We start from the raw sequence: 12,767 nt of genomic DNA, 5'->3' as shown, positions 1-12,767 counted from the left end.
ACAGAAAGGCGCCCGATCCGACCATGGGTGATCTCAACGGAAAGACCGCGCTGGTGACGGGCGCCGGCCGTGGCATCGGCCGCGCCATCGCCCAGCGCCTCGCCGGGGACGGTGCACTGGTCGCCGTTCACTACAACAGCAACGACACGGCGGCCAAGGAGACGCTCGAGAGCATCAGGGCCGCTGGTGGACGGGCATTCACCATCGGAGCGGAGCTCGGCGTCCCCGGTGACGCCGAGGCCCTGTTCGCCGCCTTCGACGCCGAACTCGCCGCGTACGGCGCCGAACCCGGCCTGGACATTCTCGTCAACAACGCCGGGACCAGGTTCCGTGCGCGCATCAGCGAGGCCACGGAAGAGGAGTTCGACCGCACCATCGCGGTCAACGTCAAGGCCCCGTTCTTCCTCATCCAGCACGGTCTGCGGCGGATGCGGGACGGTGGACGCATCATCAACATCTCGTCGGCGGTGACGAGTACGGCGCACCCGCCGCAGATCGCCTACAGCGTCTCCAAGGGCGGGCTGGAAACCCTCACACGCACCCTCGCCAAGGACCTCGGCGAGCGCGGTATCACGGTGAACGCCATCGCCCCGGGCTACGTTGAGACCCATGTGACCGAGGCACGGACGGCGACGCCCGAGGGGCGGGCCGCACTGGCGGCCTATTCCGTGTTCAACCGGATCGGCCAACCCGCGGACATCGCCGATATCGCCGCTTTCCTCGCCTCCGACGACTCCCGGTGGATCACCGGTCAGCGCTTCGACGCCACCGGCGGCTCCATGCTCTGACGCCCCCGACGACACGACGGGCACGGCCGACGCACCCTGAGGGACCCGGCACACCTGGTGCTCCCGACTCAAGGGGCGCGAGCGCGGCGCGCCGCACCTGCACCACCCCGGACGGCCGCGCCGCGCTCCGCGTCGTCAGGCCGGCGGCATCGGCCAGTCGTCCAGATTGCCGCCGCGCCATTCGACCAGGCGCGGGTCGTCCAGCTCGATCTCCCCGGCGGGACCGGCGACGCCCGCGCGGCGGAGGAATTCGGCGACATCCCCGCGGCCGTGGGCGAGGCCCACGATCTGCCCACGCACGGTCACGCGCCGACCACCGGAGGGGGTCGGCGGATGCACGATGACGGGCGGGTGCTCTGACATGACACCAGCGTGCGCCGGGGTCCGCGACCGCGCACGTCGAACAGGCCCGGTGGGTGGGCCGCGAGTGCCCGGCGACGAGCCTCCCGGCGCCTCCCCCGTAGGCTGGCCCTGTGGTGACACCGACACCGGCAGAACTGACGCGGGAGCTGCTCATCGCCGTCCGCGAGGTCATCGGCGCGTCCCAGGCCCAGCTCCGGGAGACCCTGGACCGGCTGGGGCTGACGGTGCCGCTCGCGGATGCGTTGTGGGTGCTCGACCCCGCGCTGCCCGCCCCGTCGATGAAGGTCCTCGCGAGCCTGCTGCACTGCGATCCCTCCACCGCCACGTTCCTGGTCACCCGCCTCGAACGGCAGGGGCTCACGGAGCGGGTGCCCGACCCGGCGGACCGGCGTTCCAAGACGGTCGAGCTGACGGACAAGGGGGCGCTGGTGCGCGGCGAGCTGATCGAGGCGATGGTGGAGCAGTCTCCGCTGGCGGCGCTGAGCGCCGGGGACCAGGCCGCCACCTTGCGGCTGCTCCGCAAGGCCCTGGCCCTGGGCGGCCGGCCGTGACCCATCCCCTGCACTCGAGCGAGTTCTTCCGGGACCCCTACCCGCTGCTCGCCGCCCTCCGGGAGCGCGGCCCCGTGCAGCGGATCCGGACCGACAACGGCCGGACGACGTGGATCGTGACCGGCTGGGCGGCGGCACGGGCGGCGCTGGCCGACGGGCGGCTGTCGAAGGACACCGGCCGGTTCTTCGCCGACCGTCCCTCGAACCGGAATCTGGCGCCCGCCGTCAGCCGCACCATGCTCGCCACCGACCCGCCGGACCACGGCCGGCTGCGGAGGCTGGCGATGAAGGCCTTCACTCCGGCGGCCGTCGCCCGTCTGGAGCCCCGGATCCGCGAGATCGCGGCGGGGCTGGCCGATGCGCTGGCCACCGGTCTGGCCGCACGCGGGACCGTCGACGTCGTCGAGGAGTTCGCCGTACCGCTGCCCATCGCCGTGATCAGCGAACTGCTCGGCGTGCCGGAGCGGGACCGGGCGGACGTGCGGCGGTGGTCCAACACCCTGTTCGCCGCCGGGGATTCGGACGCCGTCGTCGACCGTGCCTCGCACGACCTCAGCGACTACATGACGGAGCTGATCGCGGCCCGGCGGCTCGCCCCGGGCGACGATGTGCTCAGCGGTCTGATCTCCGCCCGCGACGAGGAGGAGCGGCTGACGGAAGCCGAACTGGTCTCCCTGGCGGTGCTGTTGGTCGTCGCGGGCCATGAGACCACGGCCAACCTCATCGGCAACGGCATGCTGGCCCTGCTCCTCGACGAGGCGCTGCAGGCCCGTCTACGGGACGATCCCGGGCTGTTGCCGGACGCGGTCGAGGAATTCCTGCGCTACGACGCGCCGCTCGCCGTCGCGACCTTCCGCTATGCCATCGAACCGCTGGAGCTGGACGGCGCCCGGATCGGACCGGGGGATGTCGTCCTGGTCTCCCCCGGTGCCGCCAACCGCGATCCGTTGCAGTTCCCCGCACCGAACGTCCTGCGGCTGGACCGGCCGACCGGCCATCTCTCCTTCGGGCACGGTCCGCACCATTGCCTCGGCGCGACGCTGGCCCGCCTCGAGGGGCGGATCGCGTTCGAGGTGCTGCTGATGCGCCTCCCGCGGCTGCGGCTCACCGAAGCGGGCACCGATGCGCTCACCTGGCGGCGGACGCGGATGATGCGCGGCCTGGCGAGCCTGCCCGTCACCTCGGCGTCCGGCTGAACGCAGCAAACCGGCGCCGCGACTGCAGTGCGGCAGTCGCGGCGCCGGCTGGTTTCGGGCCACTCGCGGCGCGGGGCCGCGATCCGGCTCAGCTTTCGATGGTGTGGCCGGAGAGGCGCTCGACGCCGCGCAGGAGGGCGGAGTGGTCGAGGGAGCCGTCGCCCTGGGCGCGGAGGGAGGCGACGAGGTTGGCGACGACGGCGCCGACGGGCAGGGCGGCGCCGACGGTGCGGGCGGCGTCGGTGACGATGCCCATGTCCTTGTGGTGGAGGTCGATGCGGAAGCCGGGCTTGAAGTCGCGGTTCTTGAAGTTGTCCTTCTTGCGGGCGAGGACGGTGGAGCCGGCCAGGCCGCCGTTCAGGACGTCGAGGGCGGCGGCGAGGTCGACGCCGGACTTCTCCAGGAAGACGACGGCTTCGGCGCAGGCCTGGATGTTGACGGCGACGATGAGCTGGTTGGCGGCCTTGACGGTCTGGCCGGAGCCGTGCGGGCCGCAGAGCACGATGGTCTTGCCGAGGGCCTCGAGGACCGGGCGGGCGGCGTCGAAGTCGGCCTGGTCGCCGCCGACCATGATCGACAGGACGGCCTCGATGGCGCCGGCCTCGCCGCCGGAGACGGGGGCGTCCAGGACACGGATGCCCTTGGCGCCGGCGGCCTTGGCCAGGTCGATGGAGGTCTGGGGGGTGATCGAGGACATGTCGATCAGCAGGGCGCCCGAGCGGGCGTTGTCCAGGATGCCGTCGGGGCCGTAGGCGATGGCCTCGACCTGCGGGGAGGCGGGGACCATGGTGATGATGACGTCGGCGTCCTTGACGGCCTCGGCGATCGAGCCGGCCGCGGTGCCGCCGGCCTTGGCCAGGCGCTCGAGCTTGTCGGCCTCGAGGGTGAAGCCGGACACGGCGTAGCCGGCCTTGATCAGGTTCTCGGCCATGGGGGAGCCCATGATGCCCAGGCCGATCCACGCGATCTTGGGGAGGTTGCTCATCGAAATAGCCTCTTTCACACTCAAAAGAATTCGGGGCGGGTGCCGGGCCGGGTTACGGGGCGGGCCGCAGCGGGGCGGGCAGCCACGCGAAGGAGGAGGCACTGGGGGCGTCGCCCGGCTTGTACTCCAGGCCGATCCAGCCGTCGTAGCCGTTCTTCTTCAGCCGCGCGAGCAGGGCGGTGAAGTCGAGGGCGCCGGTGCCGGGGGCGCCGCGGCCGGGGTTGTCGGCGATCTGCACATGGGCGGTCTTGGCGGTGTAGCGGTCGATGACCTCGTCCAGGTCCTCGCCGTTCATGGACAGGTGGTACAGGTCCATCAGGAACCGTGCGTTGTCCAGGCCGGTCGCCGCGTTCACCGCGTCCACGATCTCGATGGCCTTGGGCGCGGAGACGATCGGGCACTTGGGTGACTCGGGGGCGTTGAGCGCCTCGATGATCAGCGTGCCGTCGATCTCGGCGACCGCGCGGGCGGCGAAGGCCAGGTTCTCCAGCGCGAGCGCGTCCTGCTCGGCCGCCTCGACGCCCTCGACGCGGTTGCCGTAGAGGGCGTTGAAGGTGGTGCAGCCCAGCGACTTGGCGAACTCGACCGCCACCGGCACGTTCGCCCGGAACCTCTCGGATTCCTCACCCGGGACCGACAGCGCACCGCGGTCGGGGCCCGGCAGCTGCCCGGCGTAGAAGTTCAGCCCCACCAGCCGGGTGCCCGCATCGTTCAGGGCGTCGCGCAGCGCGTCCAGCTCCGCCTGCTCGGGCACCGGGGCATCCACCCACGGCCACCACAGCTCCACCGCCGTGAAACCCGCCGCCCGCGCGGCCGCCGGCCGCTCCAGCAACGGAAGCTCGGTGAAAAGAATCGACAGATTGACGTTGAAGCGCGTGTCCGTGAAACCCATGAAGGCCGGCGCCCCTTCCGAATAGCGGATTTGTGTTTCTGTTGTACGGATAGTGGCGATGCCGGGCGCGGTGGTCAAGCGCGCCCGGCACACCGTGCGGATCCGGTCCGGCGTCAGACCTTGAGCGGCTTGATCGCGGTGGGCGCGTGACCCGGCTCGGTCGCCAGCTCCTCGAACTCCGTGATGTCGCTGATGTCGGCGGTCTTGCTCATCGCGATGTTGGTGATGCGCTCCAGGATCGCCTCGACGACGACCGGCACCCGGTACTCGGCGGCGAGCTTCTTGGCCTCCTCGAAGGCGGCACCCAGCTCGTTCGGGTCGGTGACCCGGATCGCCTTGCAGCCCAGGCCCTCGGCGACCTTGATGTGGTCGACGCCGTAGACACCCAGCTCAGGGGAGTTGATGTTCTCGAACTCCAGGTTGACCTCGAAGTTGATGTCGAGGCCCGCCTGCGCCTGACGGATCAGGCCCAGGTAGGAGTTGTTCACCAGGACGTGGACGTAGGGGATCCGGTGCTGCGCACCGACCGCCAGCTCCTCGATCATGAACTGGAAGTCGTAGTCGCCGGAGAGGGCGACGACCGGGGTCTCCGGGTCGGCGGTGGCGACGCCCAGCGCGGCCGGGATGGTCCAGCCCAGCGGGCCGGCCTGGCCGCAGTTGATCCAGTGGCGCGGCTTGTAGACGTGCAGCATCTGCGCGCCGGCGATCTGGGAGAGGCCGATGGTGGAGACGTAGCGGGTCTCCGGGCCGAAGGCCTTGTTCATCTCCTCGTAGACGCGCTGCGGCTTCATCGGGATGTTGTCGAAGTGCGTACGGCGCTGCAGCTCGGCCTTGCGCAGCTGGGTGGAGGCGGCCCACTCGCCGCGGTCGGGCAGCTTGCCCTCGGCCTTGAGCTCCTTGGCGACCTCGACGAACAGCTCCAGCGCGGCCTTGGCGTCGGAGGCGATGCCGTAGTCCGGCGCGAAGATCTTGCCGATCTGGGTGGGCTCGATGTCGACGTGGACGAACTTCCGGCCCTTGGTGTAGACGTCCAGCTTGTAACCGGTGTGGCGGTTGGCCCAGCGGTTGCCGATGCCGAGGACGAAGTCCGACTCCAGGAAGTTGGCGTTGCCGTAGCGGTGCGCGGTCTGGAGGCCGACCATGCCGGCGTTCAGCTCGTGGTCGTCGGCGAGGACGCCCCAGCCCATCAGGGTCGGGATGACCGGGGTGCCGGTCAGCTCGGCGAACTCGACCAGCAGGTCGGAGGCGTCGGCGTTGATGATGCCGCCGCCCGCGACGATCACCGGGCGCTCCGACTCCAGGTAGAGGGAGAGCGCCTTCTCGATCTGGGCGCGGGACGCGACCGGCTTGTAGACCGGCAGCGGCTGGTACGTCTCGGGGTCGAACTCGATCTCGGTCAGCTGGACGTCGATCGGCAGGTCGATCAGGACCGGGCCGGGACGGCCGGAACGCATCAGGTGGAAGGCCTGCTGGAAGACGCCGGGGACCTGCGCGGCCTCGAGCACCGTGGTCGCCGCCTTGGTGACGGGCTTGGCGATCGACGCGATGTCGACGGCCTGGAAGTCTTCCTTGTGGATCACGCTGGTCGGCGCCTGGCCGGTGATGCACAGGATCGGGATGGAGTCACCGATCGCGGAGTACAGGCCGGTGATCATGTCGGTGCCGGCCGGGCCGGACGTACCGATGCAGACACCGATGTTGCCCGGGTTGGTCCGGGTGTAGCCCTCGGCCATGTGCGAGGCACCCTCGACGTGGCGGGCGAGCGTGTGATCGATGCCGCCGCCCTCCTTCAGCGCCTTGTAGAAGGGGTTGATCGCCGCACCCGGCACACCGAAGGCGTTGGTCACGCCCTCGCGCTTGAGGATCTCCACTGCAGCGCGGGCGGCTGTCATTCGAGGCATCGAGTACTCCTGGCGTCGGCCTGTCAGGGGCATGTTCCGGCGGGGCCGGAGGGAACCGAAAGCTTCTTAATTCCGCATCATGGAATCAATGTTTTGCTTTATGGAAGAAACGTAGAGCGAGTCGATCCGCTCGTCAAGGGCACGCCGGACCTGGGATCGCATACGGCATGCAAAAAGCCGCGCCCCGGGCGATTGCCCGGGGCGCGGCTCTGCGGCGCTCCCTGACCTACTGAAGGACCCGCTCGGGGCCGTCGGCGGTGCCGGTCACACCTCCGCGCGCGCGAACACGCATGAGGCGCCACCGCAGGACGCCCCCCACCGCGGCGGCCGACAGGCAGACGGCCATCAACGCGACATCGCTCGCCACGGCGAAGAACGCCTTGGCCCGCACGGCCCCCGCACCCCCGCCCAGCTCCGGATCGACCCAGCCCCGAGGGTCCCGGACCACCCGGACCCGTTCACCGACCCGCTCGAACGCGCCACAGGAAACGGTGGCGGCTCCCCGGCCGGGGCCGTCGTACCGGACGGCGCACGTATAGGTGGTGGTCTTCCCGTGGTGCTCCGTGATCCGCGTGATGACGCCCGCCCGCGCCACACCCCGCGCCTGCAGCACCGCAGACCGTGCCGCCGACATACCGAGCAGCGCCGCACCGAGCATCGGAGCGAGCATCAGCGGCAGCACCACCCAGCGCAGCAGCGGGGCGGGCGACAGCGTGGTGACCGCCGCGATCAGCCCGACCACCGCGCCGATCAGCAGCACCAACGCGGGCACCAGCATCCAGTGGAACGCCAGCAGCGCCCCGCCGGCCAGGACGAGGAGCGCGGCCGGCGGAATCGACAACGCGGTCAGCACCGGGCGGCGCGGGTACTCCAGCTCGCGCCCCCGCCGCCGCCCACTCCGCCTCGCGTCCGTCATCACCGCCACCGCCCCACGGCCGCCGGCCACCGGATCCCCCTGCCCCCGATCCCTCATCGCGCCCCCTCCCCCGACCGCCGAGCCAACAGCAACCCCCGGCACATACCAAGCCGCCACCGGCGATCTTGACGTCACCTTGACCTCAAGAACACCAGTGGTAACAGGAAGAATTGATGCTGCGTCAGTCCATCGTCGCGCTACCAGTCCGTCATCCCCGACAGCGTCCGCGCGATCACCAACTGGCCACTGGGACAGCAGAGCCAAAGGTGATGCACCGTCACGCGGCTGCAAACACAACGCCGCCGCCCGCGCCGACGCCGCCTACACCGTCCACCTGGCCCATGGGCACGTCGGCAGCAGTGTGGGTGCCACCCTGCAGCGCATCAGCGATCACCTGGCCTCCCGGCTCTACCTGGCCGGCGCTCGCTGAGCACCTCGGCTGCCAAGCGAACCAACGGGAAAGCGTGAGCGTCTGGTCTCCAGGCAGCAGCCGGACGGATCACGGACCGACCACACCTGGGCGGTGCGTGGTGGGGACGAAGGCAGCGCGATCCCTCACGAGCCTCGCCTTGAGGAAGGAGCAGCCGTAATGCGTGATGAGGTATGTCCTCCGTCGACGGCGGATGCAGGCGGTCAAACGGCCCCGGTGCCAATCTCCGACGGCTACTTGGCGCCGCTGTCGTACGAATTCACTCGGCAGGAACACCGGATCCAAATGAGGAGAGCCGGGATTCACCGGCCTTCGAAGCGCTGTGGCCGCCGAAGCATGTGACGGGATCCCCTCTCGATGCACAACTGTGGCGATAGGGCCCGGCGCTATAGTTTGCAGCCCTGGCTCGGCCCTTTCGTGAGTTCTTCCACATAAGACAAGGCGACGTCAGGTGAGGTTTCACTGTTGTAACGGGCAGTTTCGTTCCCCCACTGATTTCCGCCGCTCATGCCCGCCTTGAGCGCTTCGACATACGTGGCGATTATTTCCCTGTAGGCGGGGTTGGCAACCTCGCAGATGCGCGATAGCTCCTGTTCGATTTGAAGGAACCGGCCGATCATTCGCCTCGCCTCTTCGCGCACCTTGGCGAGCGCCCCTTCCAGAGACAACTGCTGCTCGTGGCATGTGACAGAGACGATGTTGTTTACTTCGCCGTGCGCCATTTCCTTCTCGTACGAGTTCAGGTCATTGCCGATAGCCATGACGTCGCAGCACAGTTGCCTCATGACCCGTAGCTGGGGCCAGGCCAGAGCGTCCTCGGGGACCTCGAAGTGGCCCAGTCTCTCGCATAGATCGGTGGAGGTCTCCGCACCGACCGTCCAACGGCGCAACGCCCAGTAGGTGTCCCTGCGGTGGGCCGTGTTGCACTGCCGGTCAATGGCTTCGGCGATGTGGCCACTGAAGTATTGGCGCCAGTGGCGTCCGGCTCGCTGGCGCCACTGGCTGGACATGCCTTCGATCGCACGGCGCCAGATGTCGGCGAAGGCAACCATGACTGGAGCACGGGAGTTGGTGGTTCCGTTGGTCCGGGTGATGGCGGCCAATTCATCCTGAATGCCCATGACTTCTCCGATGTCGTGACCCAGCTCGGTGTCAAACTGGTCATCGAAGAAGAAGTAGAATGTCATGGCATCAACGGCCAATTCGACATCGGCGCCTACCGCATAGGGCCAATAGAGACACGCAAACTCGGCAAAATTGCCGGATTTCCAGTAACCTGCGGCCCGTTCACTGTTGACCATCCCTACATCGCGAGCCCAGGCAAGACCGTGCCTGTACGCCCGGTCAAATTCGGGACTGCGACGGTAGGGAAACGGGAATGCGACTTGCGTGGAAGCCATCTTGACCCCCTGACGTTTTGTCGCCCCCCGGGGAACCGGAGGGGCGTTCTTATCCCGTTGCGGGCGGTGAGTTTGAGCGTTCTTCGACACAGCGGTGCAGGAGTTGCCGACTCCAGCAGGGGACCGATGCCGAAGGCCGAAGGTTGCTGAGCGGCTCTTCGGATCCGAGGTCAAGGAGACCCTTCACCCGTCAACGACGGGAAGGAGGTGAGGCGCAGCTGAGAAGAGGGAGAGGATATGGTGAAACCATCTGGCCGTGCTCCACAGGCGACCTCCCAGGTTCTAAAAGCGCCGATAGTACACCGACTCGGCTTCGGAGGGAACCGGCGATGCCGAGGTCTTTAACGCGCACCATTCATCGTCCGGAATTCGACGAAAGCGTCAAGAGGCGCACGCCGGGGCACTGATGTGTGCATCAGTGCCCCGGCGTGCGCCTCTTGCGGTTCCGAGCGGCATACAGCATGGGCCCCCGGCGACGGAGCTACTTTCCTGGCAGCCACCTCTTCAACAGGCCCCACCAGGAACGCGCTCTGGGTGCGCCGACGGAGGGTGCCGACCCGGGGGGCTCAGTTGCGACGTCCAGGTCGCCGGCGGCGGAACCCTGGAGGGCGTGCTCGCTGTACGCATCGCTACCCGATGGACTGGCTGATGCCGAAAGATCGTCCTGGGGACTCGCCGTGAACTTCACTGGCAGCGTGGTCAGATGGCGGGCGATCCAATGGGAAACCCACTTCAGGTCGCTCTCGGGAACGGCCAGGTCGATATCGGGCAACCGCGTCAGCAGGACGTCGATTCCCGTGTCGACAACGGCCCGTCCGATGTCCTGGCCGGGACACTCGTGCGGACCGCCGCTGAAGGCAAGGTGGGAACGGTTGCCGTGCATGGGTACCGAGAGATCGGGTCGGATGACGGGATCGCCGTTACCGGCGGCCAGACCGAGGAGCAGCATGTCCCCGGCCTTGACGGACTGACCGCCGAGTTCGGTGTCGCCGGTGGCCCATCGGGCGGGCAACACCGAGGTCGGTGGCTCGTCCCACAGCATTTGTTCCAGCGCATCGGGCAGGGTCATGCTGCCGCCCGCGAGCGATGCCCGGAAGCGGGGATCCGTGAGCATCATGCGCAAGGAATTCGCGGTCAGATTGGTGGTGTTCTCGTTCGCGGCGATCACGACGAGCCTCAGATGCTGCGCGGCTTCTTCGTCGGTGAGCTTGGCTGAGTGTGCCATCAGCCAAGAGGTGAAGTCGGGGCCTGGGGCTTCTCGTTTGCGGGCAACGAGCTGCTCCAGAGCCGCCACGAGGTACTCGTTGCTCTGGAAAGCCGTCTCGGAGCCCTTGAGCAGGTCTCGGGTGGCCTCGACCAACCGCGGGCCGGACTCTTCGTCCATTCCAAGGAGCTGCGTCATGACACGCAAGGGCAGTTGCTCCGCGAACTGGCCAACGAGGTCAGCGTGTCCATCACCAGCGAAGTCATCGATCAGCTGATGGGCGGCTCGGGTGACGCAGCGGCGGATCCCGCGACGGTCAAATCGCGCCATACTGTCGGTGAGCGCGGTGCGGAGCCTCTCATGCTCTTCGCCGTCCATGAAGAGGCAGAGGGGCTGCCAGGCGATGGCCGGCAGTAGCGGCGAGTCCGCCGCGACCCTGTTCTCCTTGAAGCAATGCCAGATGCGCGAGTCATGGCTGAAGCGGGAGGGCGTACGCAGGACTTCGAGGTTCTCTCGATAGCCGAGGACCAGCCAGGCCGGCAGATCACCATCCACCAGGACGGGTGCCACGGGGCCGTGCTTGGCACGCAATCGTTCGAAAAAGCCCGGAGCATCGTTGACCACCTCGGGCCCGAAGAGCCGCGCCAGTCCGTCGGTGTCCCCGATTCGGGCATGAGCGGGACATTCCGGAGGCGGTCCGGATGCGGTGGTGAAGCTGGGCTGGTTGGCGGAAGAGGCGGTCACCGGGGCTCCGGGGGTGAGGTGGTGAGGGCGTACAGATAGCTCATGAGGGTCAGCAGGGTGTCGCGGCTGGAGGCGCGGTCGCGGGCGTCGCAATCGACCATGGGTACGTCGTCGGGGAGATCCATGGCCGCGCGGAGCTCCGACATCGGGTACGAAGGGGCGTCCGGGAAGGCGTTGATGGCGACGACGAACGGCAGACCGCGTTCCTCGAGCCGGCCGATCACATCGAAGCTGTCGTCCAGACGCCGGGAGTCGATGAGGACCACCGCCCCCAGCGCGCCTTCGAAGAGGCCGTTCCACAAGAACCAGAAGCGCTGCTGGCCAGGGGTACCGAAGAGATACAGCACCAGTTTGTCGCTGAGGCTGATCCGTCCGAAGTCCATCGCCACGGTGGTCTCGGTCTTGCGCTCGACCCCGACGATGTCGTCCACCCCGACGCCGGCCTGCGTCATGGTCTCCTCGGTGGTCAGCGGCCGGATCTCGCTGACCGATCCGACCAGGGTGGTCTTCCCCACCCCGAAGCCACCGACAACCACTACCTTGACCGCGGTGGAAACCGAGGCCGGCAGAACGTCCTCGCGCCGTGGACCGACGACGGGCTCAGAGATTTTGCAGTCCATGCATCACCGCCTCCAAAAGTTCGACATCGGGCAACGACGTGGCAGGGATCGGTGCCCGGGCTTCGACATAGCCGCTCTCCAGCAGATCCGCGAGCAGTACCGTGACCAGGCTGACCGGCAGATGGAGGTACGCGGAGATCTCGGCGACCGACAGCGGGTAGTCACATATCCGGAGGATGCCGGCCTGTTCGGGCTGCATGCTCGAACCGGGCCCGTTCCGGGTCACGATCAGCGTGACCATGTCCAGGGGCGCCGGATCGGAGGAGACGCTCCGGCCGGACGTAAGGATGTAGAGGCGCTCGGGACCGCCTTCTTCCCAGTTCCGGTGCTTTTCCTGTTCCGGGTCGGTCATGGGACCTGCCGGTCGGCCCGCGGCGGGCTGGTGAGGTGCTGACCGATCCGGGCGACCAAGTCCCGCATGCCCTGTCCCATGAGCCCGGCGTCCACGTCGTCATCGGCCAGCACCGCCAGATAAGCCCCGGCGCCGGCCGCCATCAGGTAGAAGAAGCCGCCGTTGACCTCGATGACGACGAGCTTCATCCGCCCGTCGCCGTGCGGGAATTCCATGGCGATGGCCGCCGACAGGCTCTGCAGTCCGGCACAGGCGGCGGCGAGGCGATCCGCGGTGTCCTCGTCCGTACCGTACTGAGCCATACACAAACCGTCCGAGGACAGCACCACGACGTCACGGGTGTGCGGAACGCTGGATGCCAGGCCCTCAAGCATCCAGTTCATATTGAGCCGCTGCTGTGTCACCACTTACTTACTCATCCTTAC

At 68.2% G+C, this 12,767-nt stretch carries 13 protein-coding genes; 3 read left to right on the top strand and 10 right to left on the bottom strand.

The window, feature by feature from the left end; genetic code table 11:
* The first annotated feature begins 23 nt into the window (after positions 1-23).
* A complete protein-coding gene (locus tag AC5677_RS35510; RefSeq protein ID WP_497191998.1) occupies positions 24-788 on the top strand; it encodes an SDR family oxidoreductase in 765 nt (254 codons plus the stop codon).
* A gap of 135 nt (positions 789-923) precedes the next feature.
* Here the strand turns inward: AC5677_RS35510 and AC5677_RS35505 are convergent, their stop codons facing one another.
* Entirely contained in the window at positions 924-1,151 is a 228-nt protein-coding gene (locus AC5677_RS35505) for a hypothetical protein (RefSeq protein WP_497191997.1), read from the bottom strand.
* 110 nt (positions 1,152-1,261) lie between these two features.
* Here AC5677_RS35505 and AC5677_RS35500 point away from each other — a divergent pair, with 110 nt between their 5' ends.
* Both AC5677_RS35500 and AC5677_RS35495 read left to right on the top strand, forming a co-directional pair.
* Positions 1,262-1,702 carry a MarR family winged helix-turn-helix transcriptional regulator gene (locus AC5677_RS35500; protein WP_497191996.1) on the top strand — a complete coding sequence of 147 codons (441 nt, stop codon included), beginning with the start codon at positions 1,262-1,264 and terminating at the stop codon, positions 1,700-1,702.
* Positions 1,699-2,898: a cytochrome P450 family protein gene (locus tag AC5677_RS35495; RefSeq protein WP_497191995.1), complete on the top strand. Its 1,200-nt coding sequence runs from the start codon at positions 1,699-1,701 to the stop codon at positions 2,896-2,898. The genes AC5677_RS35500 and AC5677_RS35495 overlap by 4 nt, the downstream gene beginning before the upstream one ends.
* 88 nt (positions 2,899-2,986) lie before the next feature.
* Here AC5677_RS35495 and AC5677_RS35490 read toward each other — a convergent pair whose 3' ends face one another.
* The 9 genes from AC5677_RS35490 to AC5677_RS35450 form a co-directional block, all read right to left on the bottom strand.
* Positions 2,987-3,883, bottom strand: a complete 897-nt coding sequence (locus AC5677_RS35490; protein ID WP_497191994.1) for a 2-hydroxy-3-oxopropionate reductase — start codon at positions 3,881-3,883, stop codon at positions 2,987-2,989.
* Between the two features lie 52 nt (positions 3,884-3,935).
* Positions 3,936-4,775, bottom strand: a complete 840-nt coding sequence (locus AC5677_RS35485; RefSeq protein WP_497191993.1) for a TIM barrel protein — start codon at positions 4,773-4,775, stop codon at positions 3,936-3,938.
* Positions 4,776-4,888: 113 nt separating this feature from the next.
* Entirely contained in the window at positions 4,889-6,667 is a 1,779-nt protein-coding gene (gene gcl / locus AC5677_RS35480) for a glyoxylate carboligase (protein ID WP_497196877.1), read from the bottom strand.
* 235 nt (positions 6,668-6,902) lie between these two features.
* A complete protein-coding gene (locus AC5677_RS35475) occupies positions 6,903-7,649 on the bottom strand; it encodes a hypothetical protein (protein ID WP_497191992.1) in 747 nt (248 codons plus the stop codon).
* Between the two features lie 759 nt (positions 7,650-8,408).
* The gene (locus tag AC5677_RS35470; RefSeq protein ID WP_497191991.1) at positions 8,409-9,422 is read right to left on the bottom strand and encodes a terpene synthase family protein; all 1,014 of its coding nucleotides are present in this window, start codon (positions 9,420-9,422) and stop codon (positions 8,409-8,411) included.
* Positions 9,423-9,903: 481 nt separating this feature from the next.
* The gene (locus tag AC5677_RS35465; RefSeq protein WP_497191990.1) at positions 9,904-11,370 is read right to left on the bottom strand and encodes a cytochrome P450; all 1,467 of its coding nucleotides are present in this window, start codon (positions 11,368-11,370) and stop codon (positions 9,904-9,906) included.
* Positions 11,367-11,990, bottom strand: coding sequence for a GTP-binding protein (locus tag AC5677_RS35460; protein WP_497191989.1), 624 nt, complete (start codon positions 11,988-11,990; stop codon positions 11,367-11,369). Before AC5677_RS35460 ends, AC5677_RS35465 begins: the two co-directional genes overlap by 4 nt.
* A complete protein-coding gene (locus AC5677_RS35455; RefSeq protein WP_497191988.1) occupies positions 11,971-12,342 on the bottom strand; it encodes a DUF742 domain-containing protein in 372 nt (123 codons plus the stop codon). The genes AC5677_RS35460 and AC5677_RS35455 overlap by 20 nt, the downstream gene beginning before the upstream one ends.
* Positions 12,339-12,725: a roadblock/LC7 domain-containing protein gene (locus AC5677_RS35450; RefSeq protein WP_497196876.1), complete on the bottom strand. Its 387-nt coding sequence runs from the start codon at positions 12,723-12,725 to the stop codon at positions 12,339-12,341. The genes AC5677_RS35455 and AC5677_RS35450 overlap by 4 nt, the downstream gene beginning before the upstream one ends.
* Positions 12,726-12,767 lie beyond the last annotated feature (42 nt).

Source organism: Streptomyces sp. JLSY215, from assembly GCF_059682825.1.
This window is presented reverse-complemented; position numbering and strand designations above follow the sequence as displayed.

What these genes read in the sequence shown, in the direction of transcription:
- AC5677_RS35490 (WP_497191994.1), bottom strand. Translation starts at nt 3,883, where the DNA reads ATGAGCAACCTCCCCAAGATCGCGTGGATCGGCCTGGGCATCATGGGC.
- AC5677_RS35455 (WP_497191988.1), bottom strand. Translation starts at nt 12,342, where the DNA reads ATGACCGACCCGGAACAGGAAAAGCACCGGAACTGGGAAGAAGGCGGT.
- AC5677_RS35485 (WP_497191993.1), bottom strand. Translation starts at nt 4,775, where the DNA reads ATGGGTTTCACGGACACGCGCTTCAACGTCAATCTGTCGATTCTTTTC.
- AC5677_RS35470 (WP_497191991.1), bottom strand. Translation starts at nt 9,422, where the DNA reads ATGGCTTCCACGCAAGTCGCATTCCCGTTTCCCTACCGTCGCAGTCCC.
- AC5677_RS35475 (WP_497191992.1), bottom strand. Translation starts at nt 7,649, where the DNA reads ATGAGGGATCGGGGGCAGGGGGATCCGGTGGCCGGCGGCCGTGGGGCG.
- AC5677_RS35505 (WP_497191997.1), bottom strand. Translation starts at nt 1,151, where the DNA reads ATGTCAGAGCACCCGCCCGTCATCGTGCATCCGCCGACCCCCTCCGGT.
- AC5677_RS35450 (WP_497196876.1), bottom strand. Translation starts at nt 12,725, where the DNA reads ATGAACTGGATGCTTGAGGGCCTGGCATCCAGCGTTCCGCACACCCGT.
- AC5677_RS35460 (WP_497191989.1), bottom strand. Translation starts at nt 11,990, where the DNA reads ATGGACTGCAAAATCTCTGAGCCCGTCGTCGGTCCACGGCGCGAGGAC.
- AC5677_RS35510 (WP_497191998.1), top strand. Translation starts at nt 24, where the DNA reads ATGGGTGATCTCAACGGAAAGACCGCGCTGGTGACGGGCGCCGGCCGT.
- gcl (WP_497196877.1), bottom strand. Translation starts at nt 6,667, where the DNA reads ATGACAGCCGCCCGCGCTGCAGTGGAGATCCTCAAGCGCGAGGGCGTG.